This window comes from Pseudonocardia oceani (assembly GCF_019263585.2).
GTDB classification, from domain to species: Bacteria; Actinomycetota; Actinomycetes; order Mycobacteriales; family Pseudonocardiaceae; genus Pseudonocardia; species Pseudonocardia oceani.
Genome location: NZ_JADQDF010000001.1, coordinates 5,875,330 through 5,892,746 on the forward strand (window position 1 = coordinate 5,875,330; position 17,417 = coordinate 5,892,746).

19 protein-coding genes and 2 pseudogenes are annotated in these 17,417 nt (G+C 75.3%); 8 read left to right on the forward strand and 13 right to left on the reverse strand.

Annotation, left to right across the window (positions count from 1 at the left end; translation table 11 throughout):
- The first annotated feature begins 60 nt into the window (after positions 1-60).
- From I4I82_RS29450 to I4I82_RS29460, 3 genes are all read left to right on the forward strand, one after another.
- The gene (locus I4I82_RS29450) at positions 61-1,098 is read left to right on the forward strand and encodes an Acg family FMN-binding oxidoreductase (RefSeq protein ID WP_308112842.1); all 1,038 of its coding nucleotides are present in this window, start codon (positions 61-63) and stop codon (positions 1,096-1,098) included.
- 505 nt (positions 1,099-1,603) lie between these two features.
- Positions 1,604-1,822, forward strand: a complete 219-nt coding sequence (locus I4I82_RS29455; protein ID WP_218591961.1) for an SHOCT domain-containing protein — start codon at positions 1,604-1,606, stop codon at positions 1,820-1,822.
- Positions 1,823-1,852: 30 nt separating this feature from the next.
- Positions 1,853-2,212, forward strand: coding sequence for a CBS domain-containing protein (locus tag I4I82_RS29460; protein WP_218591949.1), 360 nt, complete (start codon positions 1,853-1,855; stop codon positions 2,210-2,212).
- A gap of 5 nt (positions 2,213-2,217) precedes the next feature.
- Here I4I82_RS29460 and I4I82_RS29465 read toward each other — a convergent pair whose 3' ends face one another.
- From I4I82_RS29465 to I4I82_RS29495, 7 genes and pseudogenes are all read right to left on the reverse strand, one after another.
- Positions 2,218-2,544, reverse strand: coding sequence for a hypothetical protein (locus I4I82_RS29465; RefSeq protein WP_218591950.1), 327 nt, complete (start codon positions 2,542-2,544; stop codon positions 2,218-2,220).
- The gene (locus I4I82_RS29470) at positions 2,541-2,753 is read right to left on the reverse strand and encodes a DUF1918 domain-containing protein (protein WP_218591951.1); all 213 of its coding nucleotides are present in this window, start codon (positions 2,751-2,753) and stop codon (positions 2,541-2,543) included. The genes I4I82_RS29465 and I4I82_RS29470 overlap by 4 nt, the downstream gene beginning before the upstream one ends.
- 664 nt (positions 2,754-3,417) lie before the next feature.
- Positions 3,418-5,811 (reverse strand): annotated as a pseudogene (locus tag I4I82_RS29475) (phosphoketolase family protein); the annotation flags it as partial.
- Positions 5,812-6,122: 311 nt separating this feature from the next.
- The gene (locus I4I82_RS29480) at positions 6,123-6,401 is read right to left on the reverse strand and encodes a DUF1876 domain-containing protein (protein WP_218591953.1); all 279 of its coding nucleotides are present in this window, start codon (positions 6,399-6,401) and stop codon (positions 6,123-6,125) included.
- The gene (locus tag I4I82_RS29485) at positions 6,398-7,135 is read right to left on the reverse strand and encodes a CBS domain-containing protein (RefSeq protein ID WP_218591954.1); all 738 of its coding nucleotides are present in this window, start codon (positions 7,133-7,135) and stop codon (positions 6,398-6,400) included. Before I4I82_RS29485 ends, I4I82_RS29480 begins: the two co-directional genes overlap by 4 nt.
- Before the next feature lie 304 nt (positions 7,136-7,439).
- Entirely contained in the window at positions 7,440-7,790 is a 351-nt protein-coding gene (locus tag I4I82_RS29490) for a hypothetical protein (protein WP_218591955.1), read from the reverse strand.
- A 45-nt stretch (positions 7,791-7,835) separates the two neighbouring features.
- Positions 7,836-8,456 carry a LiaF transmembrane domain-containing protein gene (locus tag I4I82_RS29495; RefSeq protein ID WP_218591956.1) on the reverse strand — a complete coding sequence of 207 codons (621 nt, stop codon included), beginning with the start codon at positions 8,454-8,456 and terminating at the stop codon, positions 7,836-7,838.
- A 444-nt stretch (positions 8,457-8,900) separates the two neighbouring features.
- Here I4I82_RS29495 and I4I82_RS29500 point away from each other — a divergent pair, with 444 nt between their 5' ends.
- On the forward strand, positions 8,901-9,080 hold the full coding sequence (locus I4I82_RS29500; protein ID WP_226370315.1) for a hypothetical protein: 180 nt from the start codon (positions 8,901-8,903) through the stop codon (positions 9,078-9,080).
- Positions 9,081-9,297: 217 nt separating this feature from the next.
- A complete protein-coding gene (locus I4I82_RS29505; RefSeq protein ID WP_225920721.1) occupies positions 9,298-9,984 on the forward strand; it encodes a hypothetical protein in 687 nt (228 codons plus the stop codon).
- Here the strand turns inward: I4I82_RS29505 and I4I82_RS29510 are convergent.
- From I4I82_RS29510 to I4I82_RS29535, 6 genes and pseudogenes are all read right to left on the reverse strand, one after another.
- Complete coding sequence (locus I4I82_RS29510; protein WP_267460540.1) at positions 9,894-10,535, reverse strand: dienelactone hydrolase family protein; 642 nt, start codon at positions 10,533-10,535, stop codon at positions 9,894-9,896. The two genes, I4I82_RS29505 and I4I82_RS29510, sit on opposite strands and share 91 nt — an antisense overlap.
- Before the next feature lie 176 nt (positions 10,536-10,711).
- Positions 10,712-10,912, reverse strand: coding sequence for a hypothetical protein (locus tag I4I82_RS29515; RefSeq protein WP_218591957.1), 201 nt, complete (start codon positions 10,910-10,912; stop codon positions 10,712-10,714).
- The gene (locus tag I4I82_RS29520; protein WP_218591958.1) at positions 10,899-11,507 is read right to left on the reverse strand and encodes a cell wall-active antibiotics response protein; all 609 of its coding nucleotides are present in this window, start codon (positions 11,505-11,507) and stop codon (positions 10,899-10,901) included. The genes I4I82_RS29515 and I4I82_RS29520 overlap by 14 nt, the downstream gene beginning before the upstream one ends.
- 83 nt (positions 11,508-11,590) lie before the next feature.
- Positions 11,591-12,016, reverse strand: a complete 426-nt coding sequence (locus I4I82_RS29525; protein ID WP_226370317.1) for a PspC domain-containing protein — start codon at positions 12,014-12,016, stop codon at positions 11,591-11,593.
- Positions 12,017-12,035: 19 nt separating this feature from the next.
- Positions 12,036-12,549: pseudogene (locus I4I82_RS29530) on the reverse strand (universal stress protein).
- Positions 12,550-12,705: 156 nt separating this feature from the next.
- Positions 12,706-13,068 (reverse strand): spore germination protein GerW family protein, encoded by a 363-nt coding sequence (locus I4I82_RS29535; protein ID WP_218596261.1) that lies wholly within the window; start codon positions 13,066-13,068, stop codon positions 12,706-12,708.
- A 394-nt stretch (positions 13,069-13,462) separates the two neighbouring features.
- On the opposite strand from I4I82_RS29535, the gene I4I82_RS29540 reads away from it, so the two are divergent.
- From I4I82_RS29540 to I4I82_RS29550, 3 genes are read left to right on the forward strand one after another with little or no spacing between them, the layout of a single operon-like run.
- Entirely contained in the window at positions 13,463-13,894 is a 432-nt protein-coding gene (locus I4I82_RS29540; RefSeq protein ID WP_218596262.1) for a CBS domain-containing protein, read from the forward strand.
- 51 nt (positions 13,895-13,945) lie between these two features.
- Positions 13,946-14,848, forward strand: a complete 903-nt coding sequence (locus I4I82_RS29545; protein WP_225920722.1) for a universal stress protein — start codon at positions 13,946-13,948, stop codon at positions 14,846-14,848.
- Positions 14,845-17,415 carry a glycoside hydrolase family 65 protein gene (locus tag I4I82_RS29550; protein ID WP_226370318.1) on the forward strand — a complete coding sequence of 857 codons (2,571 nt, stop codon included), beginning with the start codon at positions 14,845-14,847 and terminating at the stop codon, positions 17,413-17,415. Before I4I82_RS29545 ends, I4I82_RS29550 begins: the two co-directional genes overlap by 4 nt.
- Positions 17,416-17,417 lie beyond the last annotated feature (2 nt).

Here is a 17,417-nt window from a genome sequence, read left to right on the forward strand (position 1 = left end):
CCCCCCGGCCGGGGTCCTCGGCCTCCGGTCGCGCGGCGGACGCAGCAGCACGATCGACGGATGATCGTGATGCCTGCGGGGCGGGACCCCGTGACCGGCCCCGACGGCGACCCCGTGGTGGTCGCGGCGCTGCAGCTCGCCTGCCGTGCGCCGTCGGTGCACAACAGCCAGCCCTGGAGGTGGCGGGTCGGGCAGCGCACCCTCGAACTGCACGCCGACCCGTCGCGCCGGTTGCCGGCGACGGACCCCGACGGTCGGGACCTGGTGATCAGCTGCGGTGCGGCGCTGCACCACCTGACCGTGGCACTGGCCGGGCTCGGCGAGGTGGCGCGCGTGCACAGGCTGCCCGATCCCTCGCGAGCGGGCCACCTGGCCACCGTCGAGCGGATGTCGCAGCAGCCGCCGCCGGCGGACGCCGCGCTCGTCGAGGCGATCGGCCTGCGGCGGACGGACCGCCGACGCTTCCGGCCCTGGCCGGTGCCCGCGCAGCTCCTCGGCGAGCTGGCCGGGACCGCCGCGCTCGCCGGGGTCCGGATGGACGTCGTGACCGATCCCGCGGTGCGGTGGGCGCTCGTGCGGGCCATCCGGACGGCGGCGGAGGTGCAGTCGTCCGATCCGGCCTACGGCGCCGAGCTGGCCGCGTGGAGCGGCCGTCCGGACGGGGCGGCCGACGGCGTTCCGGCCGCATCCGTCCCGGCACCGGGGCGCGTCCCGGGTCAGCCGCCACTGCGGGCCTTCGCCGCCGACGGCCTCGACCAGCCGGCGGGCGACGAGCCGGAGGAGTCTGCGCTGCTGCTGCTGTCCACGCCGACCGACACGCCGCTGCAGTGGCTCCGCGTCGGAGAGGTGACCAGCGCGCTGCTCCTCACCGCGGCTCGCGAGGGGCTCGGCAGCAGCCCGTTGACCCAGCCCCTCGAGGTGGCGGACACCCGTGAGCTCCTGCGCTCGCGGATCGTCCCCGCGGGGCACCCGCAGGTCCTGCTCCGCATCGGTTGGCCCTCGCCGGGCGAGGTCCCCCCGACTCCTCGTCGCGACCTCGCCGACGTGGTGGACCCGCTCGGTCCGCAGCGGGGACGGGACGACCAGCAGGAACGGTGAGGGCCGCTGCGGTCTGTAGTGCGGGGTCGGCCCGGCCGGTCCGTGCCGGAGTGCGGGGGGTCGGCGAGGCCGGCGGTGGCGATCGTGCGAGCCACCCGGTGGATGCGGCGGGTCCGGGCCGGCTCCGTCCCGAGCCCGGCCCGGGTGCCGAATGACGCGCGCGTTCCGTCCTTCATCCTCCATCCCCGGGACGGTCGCGCCGAGCGGGTGGCCCGGGTGGAGGAGGAGGTCCCGACGTGCGAGCCGATCGGCCCGGCACGGCGGTCGTCGGCCACGACCGGTTCGGAGGCAGGCGGGGTAGGAGGTCCCGTGGAACGGAGAATTGTGACCCTGGTGGCGGGGGCGACGGACGCGCACGCTCGAGGCGAGTCGTCGATGCCGCGCACTCGTCGGAGGAGGACACCATGACCGCATCCACCCCGGATCGGAGGCGGGAGGCCGGGCCCGGCCACCGTCGTGGAGGCAGGGGCGCCGCTCCCCGCGTGCACGAGGGGCGGTGGGCGTGATGATGGGCTGGATGGCCGGTGGGATGGTGTTCTGGTGGTTCGCGGCCGCGGCCGTCGTGGTGTTGCTGGTCGTGGGTGCGTCGGTCGCGGTCGCCGGTCGGAGGGACGACGAGGTCGGGTCGGCGCACGACGTGCTCGCCGAGCGGTTCGCGCGGGGGGAGATCGACGAGGAGGAGTACCGGCGCCGCACCGCCGTGCTGCGCGACGACCCGGAATGACGCGAGCGAACCGTGCGAGCGCGTGACGTCATGACGGCGCCGGTGCTGTCGGCGCGGGCCCACTGGCCCGTCGCCCGTGCGGCGGCACTGATGCTGCGGAGCGGCTTCACCGCGCTGCCGGTCGTGGACGAGCAGGATCGTCTCCTCGGTCTCGTGACGGAGGGGGACGTGCTGGCCGACCGCCTCCTCACCGGCGGTCGGATGCGGCACTCCGTGTCCGAGGTCATGACCGTCGACGTGCTGACGGCACCTCCGCAGCTCGACCTCGCGGCGCTCACACGCAGGCTCGTCGCCGGTGGTCGCCGTGTCGTCCCGGTCGTGGAGCACGGTCGTCTCGTGGGCATCGTGACCCGTCACGACCTGCTGGGAACCGCGCCGGACGGCTCCTGACGAATTCACACGACCGGGCGGACGGCGGGCTCCTGCCCGGCCACCTCGACCACCACCTCGGTCACGGCCCCGCCGTCCGGCCCTGGGTGAGCGACGTCGACGCGCGCTCCGGGAAGGGCCGGCACGACGCCGGCGAGCACGTCCTCGACGCACTCGGCTTCACCCTCCACGGCGACCACGAGCCCTCCCGGTGCGGTGTGCAGCGCGGCGGTGAGCCCGTTCGCCTCGGCGATCCCCGCCAGGGTGAGGGCGAGCGGTAGTGCCCGGTCCGGCTGACCGCAGTGCAGGACGACGGTGAACCGCCTGATCACCGCCTCTGGTGCGCCGCTCATCCGGGCGCGCCCTCGGGGCGCGCGGCGTGCGGCTCGATGCGCGCGTCCGGGCCGGGGAGGACCAGCGACTCGTGGTCGTCCTCGACCCACCGGACGCGGAAGGGTGGGGTCCCGTCCTCGTGCTCCACGGCCGTCACGATCCCCCGCCGCCGGTGGGCGCCCGGCGTCCTGTTCTCGATGACCGGCCGGTCCCCGACCTTCGCCAGCACCGCTGCACCTCGTCCCGTCGTCGATCCTGCTCTCGGCACCGCCGGGGCCGGAGGCCCCAGTCGGTGTTCGCCCGCCCGCTCAACCGGGCAGCGGTACGTCGTCCACGAGCACGTCCGTCGCCGGAACGCCCCGCAGGGAGTGCCAGGCCCGGTTGCGCACCTCGCTCTCCGTGAACTGCTCCGCCCAGGTCTCGACGACGGCGCGCAGGACCTCGGCCGCGCCCCGGGCGCGCCTGGCCGTGCCGGAGGGGCGGTGGGTGGAGCCGACGCCCACCCGGGCTGCGGTGAAGTCCTCGATCCCCAGGGCCGGGCAGGCCGCCCGCACCTGCTCGGAGAGCGCCTCCGAGGGACCTGCGGACCGGACTGCCGACCGCAGCCGCTCGCACAGGTCGGCGAGCCAGGCCGGGTCGCCGGCTGCAGCGAGGGCGAGGGAGTGCAGCTCCTCGATCCCGGCCCAGGCCCCGGCCGCCTCCATCGACGAGCGGAAGGCGGCCGCCGGGACGACGAACCCGGTCGCGGTCCCGTCCGCGGCTCGCACGAGCCGGACCGCGTCACCGGCGATGTGCTCACCGGCGCGGTGGTCACCGGCGCGGTGCTCACCGGCGCGGTGGTCACCGGTGCGGGGACCGACGCCGGGAGCCTCGTCCCGCATCCGGCCGCTCGGCCACCGCCAGCCGCGGATGTCGGGGGCGTCCTCGCCGTACTGCTCCGCGAACCTGCGGCAGCGCAGCCGTTCGTCGAGCATGTGCTGGCGCAGCCCGGCGTGCCGGACGGAGAGTGCAGGTACGCGGTCGATCACGTCGGCCACGAGGTGGAAGCGGTCGAGGTCGTTCCGCATCAGCATGTCGAAGGGCGTCGTCGTGGTGCCCTCCTCCTTGTAGCCGCGCACGTGGATGCGTTCGTGGTTGTGGCGGCGGTAGGTCAGCCGGTGGATCAGCCACGGATAGCCGTGGAAGGCGAACACGACCGGGGTGGCCGGGGGGAACAGCTCGTCGTAGTCCCGGTCCGGCAGACCGTGCGGGTGCTGCAGTGGATCCTGCAGGCGCATCAGGTCCAGCACGTTGACCACCCGCACCCGCAGGTGCGGCAGGTGGCGCCGGAGGAGGGTGACCGCGGCGAGGGTCTCCACCGTGGGGACGTCGCCGCAGCAGGCGAGGACGACGTCGGGCTCGACGCCGGCGTCGTTGGACGCCCACTCCCACACCCCGATCCCGCGGGCGCAGTGCGCGGACGCCGCGTCCGGGTCGAGCCACTGGGGTGCCGGCGCCTTGCCGGCGACGACGACGTTCACCAGGTCGCGGCTGCGCAGGCAGGACTCCATCGTGACCGCCAGGGTGTTCGCGTCCGGCGGCAGGTAGACGCGCACGATCGCGGCCTTCTTGTTGACCACGTGGTCGATGAACCCGGGATCCTGGTGCGAGAAGCCGTTGTGGTCCTGCTGCCACACGTGGCTGGTGAGAAGGTAGTTCAGCGACGCGACGGGCCGTCGCCACGGGATCTCCCGGCTGACCTTGAGCCACTTCGCGTGCTGGTTGAGCATCGAGTCGACGATGTGCACGAACGCCTCGTAGCAGGTGAACACCCCGTGCCGGCCGGTCAGCAGGTAGCCCTCCAGCCAGCCCTGGCACAGGTGCTCGGAGAGCACCTCGAGCACCCGCCCGTTCGGGGCGAGATGGTCGTCACCGGGCCGGATCTCGCCGGCGAACTGCCGGTCGGTCACGGTGAACACGTCCTGCAGCCGGTTGGAGGCCACCTCGTCCGGCCCGATCAGCCGGAAGTTCTCGGGATTGCGGACGATCACCTCGCGCAGCCAGGAACCGAGCCGTCCCGTCGCGCTCGCGTCCACCGCCCCCGGCGGGGACACCGGGAGCAGGTGGTCGGCGACGTCGGGCAGGCGCAGCGTGCGCAACCGCTCCCCGCCGTTGGCGCGGGAGGACGCGCTCATCCGCAGCCCGGTGGGCGGGAGGGTGGCGTCGAGCTCGGGCCGGGGCCGCCCGTCCTCGTCGAAGAGGTCCTCGGGCCGGTAGGACCGCAGCCACCCCTCCAGCTGGGCGAGGTGCGCGGGGTTCTCGCGCACTGCGGCCAGCGGCACCTGGTGGGCCCGCCACGTGCCCTCGACCGGGACGCCGTCGACCTCGTGCGGGCCCGTCCAGCCCTTGGGACTCCGCAGGACCAGCACGGGCCAACGCGGCCGCTCGGTCAGCGTGCCGAGTGCGGCCCGGGCGCGCAGGTCCGCGATCCGGTCGCACACGAGGTCCATCGCCTGCGCCATCCGGTGGTGCGCGACGAGCGGGTCGGCCTGCGCCGCGTCGTCGGTGACGTCGACGACGACCGGCTCGTGCCCGTAGCCGGTCAGCAGCGCGCGGAGCTCGGCGTCGGGGATCCGGGACAGCACGGTCGGGTTGGCGATCTTGTAGCCGTTCAGGTGCAGGATCGGCAGCACGGTGCCGTCGGTGACCGGGTCGAGGAACTTGTTGCCGTGCCAGGACGCGGCCAGCGGCCCGGTCTCGGCCTCGCCGTCCCCGATCACGCACGCCACGACCAGCTCCGGGTCGTCCAGGGCGGCGCCGTAGGCGTGCGCGAGGGAGTACCCGAGCTCGCCGCCCTCGTGGATGGACCCCGGCGTCTCGGGGGCGGCGTGGCTCGGTACGCCCCCGGGTGCGGAGAACTGGGCGAACAGCCTGCGCATGCCCTCGGCGTCGCGGGAGACCGCCGGGAACCGCTCCGAGTAGGTGCCCTCCAGCCACGCGGTCGCCACCACGGCCGGGCCGCCGTGACCGGGACCGGTCACGAACAGCGCCTCGAGCCCGCGCCGGGCGATCACCCGGTTCAGGTGGGCCCAGACGAACGTCAGGCCCGGGGTGGTGCCCCAGTGCCCGAGCAGCCGGGGCTTGATGTGCGCGGGCTCGAGCGCCGTGGTGAGCAGCGGGTCGTCGCGCAGGTAGATCTGCCCGACCGCGAGGTAGTTGGCCGCGTTCCACCAGCGGTGCACCGCGGCCAGCTCCGCGTCGTCGATCCGGACGTCCTGCGCATCGCGCGCACCTGCCGTGAGCGTCATGCCACCAGGGTTCCGAGCAGGGCGGGCCGGGCAGGAGGGCCGAACGTCCCGGTTCCGGCGGCCGTCGGTCAGTGGGATCGGCCGCTGCGGTCAGCTCCTGTGCCGTCGATGGGTCCGGACCCGTGCGCGCAGGCTCCAGAGGGGCTCGATCATGGCGAGCTCCTCGGGGAAGGCCGTCCTGTCCGCGGGTGCCGCGCAGGGCCGCACCCGACGTGCATCGTCTGGTCCGACCGACCGGCGGTGCCCGTCCACGTCGTGCGAGACGCGCAGGACGGCCGCCGGCGATGTACCCGTCAGCGCGCGGCCGGTGCCTACGTCGCGACTGCGGCCTGACCGCCCTGCTCACGGGTGTTCTCGCCGACGTCCGCGGCAGTGGCGGCGAGCAGGTGCTGGGCCAGGTCGGCCAGCGCGCGGGCCACGGCCAGCTCGTCACCGATCTCGGGGACGTCCCGGTCGGCCGGGCTGAGCCGGGCGTGTCCCGTGCCGACCCACCGGTCGCCGTCGCGGGTGTGCAGCCGCGCGGTCGCGCGGGTGTGCCCGTCGTGCTCGTCGATGACGATGCCGACGTTCCAGTGCTTGGCCTCGATCATGTCGTGATCCCCGTCCGGTCCGTCGTGGGCGTGGGTGCGGGTCGGGTGCCGTGGGGCGGGCGGCCCGGGTGGCCACCGATGCCGCCGTCGTCGGTGCGGTAGGAGAGCGCGGAGACGACGTCGACGATTCCGTCGAGGCGGTGGACGAGCCGCTCGGCGATCTCGGCCGTGCTGCGCTGGTCCACGGTCCCGGAGAGCGTGACGATGCCGTCGGTCACCGAGACGTCGACCTGGCTGGCGTCGATCCAGAGCACGTGCAGGAACACGTCGTCCAGCACGTCCTGGCGGATCTCGTCGTCGCTGCGCACGAACCTGCGGACCAGGTCGCCCCGGCTGACCATCCCGACGAGCGCGCCGTGCTCGTCGATCACCGGCAGGTGCTTCACCTCGTGCTCGATCATCCGACCGGCCGCCTCGGCCAGCGTCGCCCGCGGGGAGACGGTGACCGGATCCTCGGTCATGACGTGGCCGACGGTGCCCCCGGCGCTGCGGCGGATCTCCTGCCTGGTGCGGCGCCGCTGCCACCAGTGCGCACGCCGGGGGATCGGCTCGGCCTGCTTGGACAGCAGGTCGCGCTCGGAGACGATGCCGACGACGCGGTCGTCGGGGTCGAGCACGGGCAGGGCGCTGATGCCGTGCTCGGCGAGGACCCTGGCGAGTTCCTTGAGCGGCATGGCGGGCCTGGCGGTCAGCGGGCGGCACGTCATGACGTCCGCCACGGTCGAGTTCCTCATCGTCCCATCGTGGATCGGTGCAGCGGACCGGGACAGGGGCGTCGGTCCGGTCCCGACCGGGCCGGTGGTCCCGCGGCACCCGGAGAGGGGACCTCCGGCCCGTTCCCTCCGTCCGATGGCCCCTGACCACGGCGCAACCGATCGGTGATGCTGGGAGCAGCCGGGAGGGAACCGGTGCACGAGGAAGCGGAGCCCCGCCGTGACGGACGGCGTGGGAGCCCCACCTCGTGACGGGGGCCGCGAGCGTGCTGGGGAGCAGCGCTCGCGGCCCTTCCGTCGCCGGCGACCTCCGCCCATGGGCTACTCACCCGTCCATGGGGCGCTCAGCGCTCGACCGCCCGCGACGGCCGGCGGCGGACACCTGGTTCGCCGGACCGCTGAACGCGACCATGACCCCCACGACGTAGCCGAAGTCGTACCAGTTCCCGTTGTTGGGCACCGCGTAGATGTTCACCTCGTCGGTGAACAGGGAGACGACGAACGTGACCGGCGTGATGAGCCCGTGCCACAGGCCCAGCCAGAAGCCGGGCAGCTCGGCGGTCGGAACGGCGGCGGCCGGGTACGGGCCCGCCGCGCACGCCGCCAGGGAGAGCGCAGCGGCGATGCCCAGCGCGACGAGCACGGGCAGCCGGCGGGACGTGCGTGGGGTCTTCACGGTGAGCCGTTCCTCCTCGTCGGGTCGAACCGGAGCCGCGGCGGATCAGGGTCGCAGCTCCGGCTGCCCCTGCCGGTCGACGGGGCGTCCGGCGGCGGGGGCCGGCGCGGGCCTGCCGTGCAGCGGCTTGTCGGTCACCGAGACACCGCCGAACACGGCCGTGGCGTCGACGGTGAGCACGGGCGCGCCGAACAGGGCGAGGGCGTCGACCCGCGCGTGCTGGTCGATGTGCGCCCCACGCAGGTCGAGCGTGGCGCCGCCGAACACCGCGGAGACCTCCGCGTGGTCGAAGTGCTCGGAGGTGCTCCGGACCGTCGACCCACCGAGGATCGCCGGCGCGGCGCTCTCGTCCGACGGCGCCCGCCTGCGCGCCAGCCCCGAGAGCACCAGCAGCCCGACGACGATCAGCAGCGCCGGCCACACCACCTCCTGCACCGCCCAGTCCTGTGCGCCGGCGAGCAGCGCGACCCCGATGGCGGTGACCACGACCGGGCCGGTCGCCAGGGCCCGCTGGGCGAGCGCAGCGGCCAGTCCGAGTCCGATCACCGCGAGCGGCCACCACTGCGCGGTCACCGCGGCCGCGTCGAGCACACCGGTCGCCCCGAGCAACCCGACGCCACCCAGCCCGACCAGCACGAGCCCCATCCACATCCGTACCGGTTGCACGACTCCTCCTCCGCAGGTGCGGCGTCGCGGCCGCGCCCCTCCGCCGGGGGTCGGGGTCCTCGCTCGCCCCCCTCCCGGAGCCGGCCCGTACGGGGCGGCTCCGGTCATGGTCGTCGCGCCCGGAGGATCGGGCGAGAGCCGAACGGCCCGCGCCGCGCGGCCGACCGGATCACCACACGCTCCGGTCGGGCCGGCTGTCCTGCTGCAACGTCCCCACCGGCCGTGAGCCCCTCGACTGCCGCACCCGTCCGCGGCAGGGCGTTGGTCCCACCGGTTCGTGACCTTCGCACCGGGTCCCCGGCGCCGGGTGCCGTGGATCCTCGTCGGTGAGACGGTTCCGCCCGAACCCGGAGGTGCCCGTGGCCGACAAAGATCGGATGCTGCCCGGGATGCACCGCGACGACCTGTTCGCGGATCCGGTGGCGGTGGCGCGCTGCGCTCGGCGTGGTCTGGGGCCTGTGGCATACGCCCGTCCTGCTGGTTCACGAGTACCCGCTGCACGCCCCGGCGGTGCGGGTGCTGCTGCTGATGGTCGGGACGTGCGCTGGGTCGGGCGACCTCCTGGGCTGGCCGAGGCTGCGGTCGGGCAGCGTGTGGCCGGCCACCGCTGCCTGGGTGGACTAGATGTGTCGCGTCATGACCGCCGCCCTGGTCGTCGTCGCCGTGGTGCCCCGCAGCCCCCGGGAGCCGTCATGACCTCGAATGTCGCCTCGGACGGGACGGGCGTCGCGGCGCCGGCGGTAACGCTCCCGATCCGCCCGGCCGCGCCGGACGGGCGGCCGCGACCGCAACATGGACGTGGGACCCGTCCGGACGGCGGCAGTACCCGGGGGAGGACGCCATGAGCACGACGACTCGGGATCCGTGGGGGGCTGCGAGCGGGTTCGCGGCGCTGGCCGTGGGCGCGGCCGCGATGGTCTTCGAGGAAGGGGGCCCGCCGCCCGGCACGTCGGACGCTCAGGTGGCGGCGTTCTTCGGTGCGCACGCTGCCGCGCTCCTGGCGCAGAGCCTGCTGTTCCTCGTCGGTGCCGCGTTCCTGCTGTGGTTCCTCGGCGCCCTGCGGGCCCGCCTGGCCGTGGTGGAGGGCGGACCCGGACGGTACGCGGAGATCGTGTTCGGGGCCGGTACCGCCTACGTCGCGCTGACCGTGGTCGCCCAGGCAGGGCAGGTGGCGCTGGCCCGGGTGGCCGCGTCGGCAGCGGCCCCGCAGCTCGTTGCGGCGGTGGCGGACCTGGTCGGTGCGCTGTTCGTCGTCGTCGCGGTGCCAGCCGCGGTGACGCTGGGTGCGTTCGCAGTGCTGGCGCTGCGCTCCACCGGGCTACCGTCGTGGCTGGGCGTGCTCGCCGGCGCCGCCGCGATCGCCCAGGTCGGTCTGCTGGCCGGCGTCGTCGTCACCGACGGCGTGTTCGCACCGACAGGGGCGTACTCCCTCGTCCCCTACCCGTTGTACGTGCTGTGGCTGGCCGCGACCGCCGGACTCCTGGCCGCCGTCCGGCCTCGTGCGGCCGCTGCAGTGGATGATGAGTAGCGGGCTGGTGCAGCAGGCCGACGACGCCGGGATGCTGCTGGTCGGGCACCGCCGGCGCGACGGCCCGGCGAGCTCGGGACGGTTCGCGCAGGTACCGGGCGAAGAACGTCGCGATCCGGCGGCGGGCTTTCGCGGGCCGACAGCAGCCGTAGCCCGATGGTCAGGTCCGCGGGGTCGTGGTCGTTGAGGAACCCGTGCCCGGCCTCGGGGTAGACGGTGACCTCGTGCTCGACACCCAGGCGGGTCAGCGCCGCGTCCAGGCGCGGGGCGGCGCGGGCGCCCATCGGGGAGCGGTCGCGCCCGCCGTAGCTGGCGACCACCGGGCAGCTGCCGCGCAGCGCGCTGGCGGCGTCGGCCGGGCAGACCCCGTAGTTCGTGCTGGCCGCGGCGAACCCGTGCTCCGGTGCCAGCGCCAGAGCGGACCCGCCACCCATGCAGTAGCCGATCACGCCGATCCGGCCGGTGCAGTCCGGCCGAGCGGCGAGCGCGGCGCGCACCGCGTCGACGTCGTCGAAGGTCGGCCCGCGGCCGGCCCCGAGGTCGCGGATCATCGTCCGCAGGCAGGACCAGCGCGTCCCGCGGTGGAACAGGTCCGGCGCAACGGCGAGGTAGCGTCGTGCGGGACCACCACGCCCGGCCACGGCCCGGTTCCCGCGGGTACGGACAGGTGGCACGGGATCCGCCCGTCCGCCACCGGGACCACTCGGGGTCGCGGCACCGGAGACGGTCACCGGACGGGCCTCGACCGGTGTGCGCCGACGGCGCCCGCGAGCAGGGTCACGACACCGATCATGATCACGATCGCCGGCAGCACCATCGACCAGCGCAGGACCAGCAGGTCGAGCTCCTGCAGCAGCAGGGCGATCCCGGCGAGGAGGAACCCGACCGCGGCGCCCAGGACGGGTGCCGGGTGCTCAGGCGCGCTCACGGGTCACCTCCACGTCTCCGGCGCCGACGCCGATCTCGACCGCGACGGGCGCGGACGTGGTGTCCGGTGCGGTCCAGTCGAGGTCGACGCCCTGCTCGACCGGCACCCCGTCGGCGACGATGGTGCCCATCACCACCGTGGTGTGCACCCGCACCGCGGGTTCGGCGGGCAGCCGCAGCACGACCCGGCCCGCACCGACGGCCACGTCGAGCCGGCCGGCGGGGGGCAGCCCGGCGTCGGTGAGGTCCACGGTCACCGTGCCCGCGGAGACCCGGGTCGGTGCGGCGAAGCCGGCTGTGCCGACCGTGCGGTCGCCGACCGGGCCGGCGAACCGCTCCACCCCGGTCCCCACGGCGATCGCGACGACGAGGAGCACGACCCCGATCACGACGACGTCGGCGCGACCGGAGCCCCCGGCCAGGCTCAGCAGCAGCACGAGGCCGACGAGCACCAGGCCGGCGGCCGGCAGGAGGTGCCACGGCACGGCGACTCCCTGGCCGGCGAGCAGCGATCCGGCGCCGTCCGCCACGAGCAGCAGACCGACGACGATCCGGTTCCAGTGGGGCCCCGGCCTGCGGGCGGGAGCCAGGGCCACGACCGGCGGTGGAGCGGACGGCGGTGACGCGGTCGGCGGTGACGCGGTCGGCGGGATGGAGGTCGGGGTCGTGAACATCCCGGTCACCGCCGGCCCGAGATCAGCACGAGGGCGCCCGCGGCGACCACGACCAGCGGCCAGAACAAGCCCGCGCCGAAGCCGGGCAGCCACTGGCGCAGCAGCAGCAGCCCGCCGAGGCCGACGAGCGCGGCGCCGACCGCGACGGCCACGGTGTGCCGGTCGGCGCGGGTCGCCGGCCGCTCCGGTTCGTCCTCGGTAGCCTCGGGGATGACGATCCACGCCACGACGTAGGCCAGGACGCCGAATCCGCCGGAGAGGGTGAGGGCCACCACGGCGATCCGGATGAGCACGGGATCGACGTCGAGGTAGTGCGCAATGCCGCCGCACACGCCGCCGACCATGCGGTCGCGGCGCGAGCGGTGCAGCTGCCGGCCGACCGGCGCGATCGGGGCGGGTGGGGGTGGTGATCCGTCGAGCGGACTGGTCACAGCTCCTCCTCGGAGAGGGTCAGGGGGTTCCGGTCATGTGCAGGGGCGGGACCCGGGTCGCCTGCGGCGGGTCCTGCCGGACGGCCGCGGGTGGGGGCAGGGCGGGGCCGGTGCACCCCAGCCGCGAGAAGCGTGCCTCGTCCATGTCGACGACGGCCACCGTGGCGTCGGCGGCCCGGGCGACGGCCTCCGACGTCGAACCCGGCTCGGGCCCGGCGTGCCCGTGGGCTCCGCGGTGCCCGACGACGAGCAGCTCGCAGTCGCGCGCGAGGTCGGTCAGGACCTCGACCGGGTCGCCGGAGCGCACCAGGGTGCGCACCGGCAGCCCGGGAGCGACGGCACCCGCGACGGCCCGGGCGTCGGCGACGATGCTCTCGGCGAGCACCGGCCCGGCACGCGCGCGCGTCGACCACGGAGACGATCGTGAGCGGGACGCCGAGCTCGCGCGCCCGCCCGGCCGCCCACGCGACCGCGAGCATCGACGCGGCGGAGCCGTCCGTCCCGGCGAGGACGGCCCGGAGCTGGTCGTGCATGAGGTGTGCTCCCTCCGGGCGCCTGGACGCCACACGTCGCGGGGGCCCCGTCGCTCCCGCCCGGCCATCGTGGGCGGGGGTGCCGGGCGGGCGGCAGGGCCGTCGGACCGGCACGGGGCGGGCCGGTGTGCCCCCGCGCCGGTGGCCGTGTGCCGGTCAGCTCCTCGCGCGCACGGCCGCGCGGACCGTCAGCGCGACGGCGACCAGCACGACCGCGGTGGCGCTCACCAGACGGTTCACGTCCAGCGCCGGGACCCACCGGACATCCCCGTCGCGCAGCACGACGACCCCGGAAGGTCGTCCGGTCCAGCCGAGCCCGCCGCCCGAACCCTCCCCGGTGTGCCGACCCGAGGCCGTCTCGCCGCCGTTCCCGGTGTCCCGCCCCGAGCCGCCGCCCGCTCCGCCGCCGACCTGGGACACCGGGATGACGGTCACCCCGTCCGCCGTCACCGGGTCGCCGAACACCCGGTTCACCCGTAGTGCGCCCTCGACCCGCTCGACCAGTGCTGCTGCGTCCATGATCCGCTCCTCCGTCGGTCCGGCGCGCACGTCGCGCCGGGGCCGAGCGTCGGTGTGACCGAGCCGCGCCGGAAGGGGCCGGAGGGCCCGGGCGCTCCCTGCCGGGAGACCTCCCGGGACGGGCGCGCCCGGTCGCGTCCTGGATGAACGGCATGCTCCCGCTGACGAGGTAGCGGATGCAGGGACCACCGTCGCGGCGACGAGCAGCGTCGCGACGGCGACGCTCGTCGTGCAGGTGCTGGGGAGACGGAGGTGCCGGTCGCTGGTGCAGCCCTGCAGGGCCGGTCGCGGGCCGCTCGGCCCCCTCGCACGGGCCGTCCGCCACTGGGACGGGGCGCCGCCGCGCTCCATGCTCGGTCGCGATGGCGGCGTGCCGGAACTGCGGGAGGTCCTGATGCGTGCACGTGATGTGATGAGCAGGCCGGTGGCGAGCGTCCGGCCGCACGCGTCGGCGCGGGCGACCGCGACGATGCTGGTCCGGAGCGGGTTCACCGAGGTGCCGGTGGTCGACGCCGAGGGACTCCTGCACGGAGTCGTGTCGGAGGCCGACCTGGTCCGGGCCCTCGCCCTCGCCCCGGACGCCCGCGACGGCGCCGGGCCGCTCGTGCGGGACGTCATGACGCCGTTCCCCGCGATCGTCGGGCCGGACGCCGACGTCGTCGAGGTGGAGCAGCTGACGCGCGGCACCGGTCGCCGGTCCGTGCCGGTCGTCGAGCACGGCAGGCTCGTCGGCGTCGTGACGCGGCGCGACCTGCTTCGCGCGGCGGCGACCAGCCATCGGAACGGCCCGACGGCGACGGTCCCGCATCCGGTCGGCGGAAGCTGACCGACGGGCGCTGCCACACGGCGTGCGGGCAGACGACGAACAGGGAGCACGATGGACGTGATGCGGGTGCGGCGGCCGGTGGTGGCCGGGACGGACGGGTCGGACGGCGCCCAGCGGGCGGTGGCGTGGGCGGCGGCGGAGGCGCTCCGCCGGGGCTCGGCCCTGCGGCTGGTGACGGCGCTCCGGCTGCCGGGGGAGGGGGCCGCGGATCGTCCCTCCGCGGGGCGCCCCGGCCGGGCCGATCTGCTCGCGGCGGCCCGGGGGCGCCTGGCCGCGGCCGTGGCCGCAGCGCGCGGGGGAGCACCCGGCCTGGAGGTGACCGGCGACCCTGTCGTGGGCGACCCCGTCGAGGTGCTCGTCGAGTCGGCGTCCGACGCGCAGCTGCTGGTCGTGGGGGAGCGCGGGAGCGGCGGGTTCACCGGGCTGCAGCTCGGCTCCGTCGCCGCGGCGACGGCGGCACTAGCGACGTGCCCGGTGGTGGTGGTGCGTGGGGCCGAACCGGAGCCTTCGGCGGGCCGGCCGGTCGTACTGGGTGTCGACGGCACGCCCGCGAGCGATGCGGCCACGGCGTTCGCGCACGAAGCGGCCGCCGTCCGCAGTACCGCGCTGGTCGTGGTGCACACCTGGTCGGACCCGGCGCTCGAGTTCGGGCTCGCGTCCGGGGCCGACGCGAGGGTGGTCGAGCAGGAGGAGCGCCGGCTGCTCGCCGAGCGGCTCGCCGGGTGGGGTGAGAAGTACCCCGACGTCCCTGTGCAGTGCATCGTTACCCGCGCTCATCCCGTCCCGGAACTGGTGACGCGGTCGCACGGCGCACAGCTGCTGGTCGTCGGTTCCCGGTGCCGCGCGACCCCGGAGGGCGTGCCGCTGAGCTCGGTGAGCCAGGCGGTGCTGCACCGCAGCGGCTGCCCCGTCGCCGTCGTGCCGTCCGGCGTCGGACCGGACCGGTGGGCGTGACCGGCCCGCCCCACCCGTGCCCCGACGCCGCCGACGGCGGGGGCACGAGCGCCACGGCCGACGCCTGGACGCTCGTCATCGACGGGTGGGACCCGGCCGACGAGGGGCGCCGGGAGGCGCTCTGCACGCTGGGCAACGGCCGGTTCGCGACCCGCGGCGCGGCGCCGGAGTCGGCTGCCGACGGGGTGCACTACCCGGGGACGTACGCGGCGGGCTGCTACGACCGGTTGCGGGACGAGGTCGCGGGACGGACGGTCGAGAACGAGAGCCTGGTGAACCTGCCGAACTGGCTCGACCTGCGGTTCGCGGTGGACGACGAGGACTGGATCGACCTGTCGGCGACCCGGGTGCTGGAGCACCGGCTCTCCCTGGACCTGCGTCGCGGGGTGCTCAGCCGCAGGATGCGGTTCGTCGACGGGGCGGGCCGGACGACCTCGGTGCGGCAGCGCCGGTTCGTGCACATGGCGCAGCCCCATCTCGCCGGCCTGCACACCGTCGTGACCGCGGAGGACTGGGCCGGTCGGTTCCGGGTCGCCTCGGGCATCGACGGCACCGTGACCAACGCCGGCGTGCGGCGTTACGACGGCCTGTCGGGGCGCCACCTGGAGGTCGTCGACACCGGGGAGCCCGACGCGCGGACGGTGCTCCTCGTCGCGCGCACCGTGCAGTCCGGTCTGCGCTTCGCCGAGGCCGCCCGGACGCACGTGCAGCGGGACGGGGAGGTCCTCGACCCGCCGCGCCTCCTCGTGAGCACCCCGGGTCGGATCGCGCACGAGCTCGAGCTTGAGCTCCGCCCGGGCGAGCCGGTGTCCGTCGAGAAGGTCGTCGCGCTGGTGACGTCGCGCGACCCCGCGATCTCGGAGCCAGCCGCGACGGCGGCTGAGCTCCTCGCCGAGGCGCCCGGGTTCGACGAGCTGCTGGTGGGCCACGAGCTGGCGTGGCACCAGCTGTGGCGCCGCTTCGCGATCGAGCTGGCCGACGGCCACGCTCCCACGACCCTGGACACCCTGCGCGTCCTGCGGCTGAGCGTGTTCCACGTGCTGCAGTCGGTCTCCCCGCACAACGTCGACCTCGACGCCGGCATCCCCGCCCGGGGCCTGCACGGCGAGGCCTACCGGGGGCACGTGTTCTGGGACGAGATCTTCGTCTTCCCGCTGCTGACCCTGCGGCTGCCGGGACTGGCCCGCTCGCTGCTGCGCTACCGGATCCGGCGGCTCGACGCGGCGCGCCGGGCGGCCCGGGCGGCCGGGCACACCGGGGCGATGTACCCCTGGCAGTCCGGCAGCGACGGCCGCGAGGAGACCCAGCAGATGCACCTCAACCCCCGATCGGGGCGCTGGCTGCCCGACACCAGCCACCTGCAGCGCCACGTCGGGCTCGCGGTCGCCTACGACATCTGGCAGTACCACCAGGCGACCGGCGACCTGGAGTTCCTGGCCGAGCACGGTGCCGAGGCGCTGCTGGAGATCGCCCGCTTCTTCGCGGGCCTGGCGACCCACGACCCGGCGCGCGACCGGTTCCGCATCCGCGGCGTGATGGGCCCCGACGAGTACAGCACGCGCTACCCCGGCGCCGCCGAGCCCGGGCTCGACGACAACGCCTACACCAACGTGATGGCCGTGTGGGTGCTGCTGCGGGCCCAGGAGGTGCTCGAGGTCCTCCCGGCGACGCGGCGCACCGAGCTCGTCGAGTCCCTCGGCCTGGGACCCGCCGAGCTGCTGCACTGGCGCGACGTCAGCCGCCGCATGTACGTGCCGATCGCCCCGGACGGGATCATCAGCCAGTTCGAGGGTTACCGCGATCTGCCCGAGCTGGACTGGGCGGACTACCGCCGGCGCTACGGCGACATCCAGCGTCTCGACCGCATCCTCGAGGCCGAGGGCCGCTCGGTGGACGACGTCCAGGCCTCGAAGCAGGCCGACGTGCTCATGCTGTTCTACCTCCTGTCGGCCGACGAGCTGCGCGAGCTGCTCGGCCGGCTCGGCTACGCGCTGCCACCCGAGGCGATCCCCCGCACGATCGAGTACTACATCGCACGCACCGCGAACGGGTCGACGCTGAGTGCGCTCGTCCATGCCTGGGTGCTCGCGCGGGGGCGCCGCGAGCAGGCGCTGGACCTCTTCGAGCAGGCCCTGCACAGCGACATCGCCGACATCCAGGGCGGCACGACCGCGGAGGGCGTGCACCTGGGGGCCATGGCCGGGTCGGTCGACCTGCTGCAGCGCTGCTTCGCCGGCCTGGAGACCCGGCAGGACACCCTCTGGTTCAACCCCCACTGGCCCAGGCGGTTCGGGCGGCTGGAGTTCGCCGTCGAGTACCGGGGGCAGCCGCTCACCGTCCAGGTGACGGGGCGTGAGGTGCGGGTGGCGGCCGGACCGGGGCCGGGTGCAGCGGTCCGGGTCGGCTGCGGCGAGCAGGTGCGCGAGCTGCATCCCGGGGAGACCGCGGTGTTCCTCGCCGCGGGCGGGGCCGGGGCGAGCGGGACCGGGGACTTCCGGCCCGCGGCAGGGGGACCTGCGCCGCTGTCGCAGCGTCGCGCGCCGGGGCAGCGTGGACCCCGGAGGTGACC

Coding starts and splice junctions, on each gene's coding strand:
- I4I82_RS29450 (WP_308112842.1), top strand. CDS start 61: ATGATCGTGATGCCTGCGGGGCGGGACCCCGTGACCGGCCCCGACGGC.
- I4I82_RS29455 (WP_218591961.1), top strand. CDS start 1,604: ATGATGGGCTGGATGGCCGGTGGGATGGTGTTCTGGTGGTTCGCGGCC.
- I4I82_RS29460 (WP_218591949.1), top strand. CDS start 1,853: ATGACGGCGCCGGTGCTGTCGGCGCGGGCCCACTGGCCCGTCGCCCGT.
- I4I82_RS29465 (WP_218591950.1), bottom strand. CDS start 2,544: ATGAGCGGCGCACCAGAGGCGGTGATCAGGCGGTTCACCGTCGTCCTG.
- I4I82_RS29480 (WP_218591953.1), bottom strand. CDS start 6,401: ATGATCGAGGCCAAGCACTGGAACGTCGGCATCGTCATCGACGAGCAC.
- I4I82_RS29485 (WP_218591954.1), bottom strand. CDS start 7,135: ATGAGGAACTCGACCGTGGCGGACGTCATGACGTGCCGCCCGCTGACC.
- I4I82_RS29505 (WP_225920721.1), top strand. CDS start 9,298: ATGAGCACGACGACTCGGGATCCGTGGGGGGCTGCGAGCGGGTTCGCG.
- I4I82_RS29510 (WP_267460540.1), bottom strand. CDS start 10,535: ATGATCCGCGACCTCGGGGCCGGCCGCGGGCCGACCTTCGACGACGTC.
- I4I82_RS29535 (WP_218596261.1), bottom strand. CDS start 13,068: ATGGACGCAGCAGCACTGGTCGAGCGGGTCGAGGGCGCACTACGGGTG.
- I4I82_RS29540 (WP_218596262.1), top strand. CDS start 13,463: ATGCGTGCACGTGATGTGATGAGCAGGCCGGTGGCGAGCGTCCGGCCG.
- I4I82_RS29545 (WP_225920722.1), top strand. CDS start 13,946: ATGGACGTGATGCGGGTGCGGCGGCCGGTGGTGGCCGGGACGGACGGG.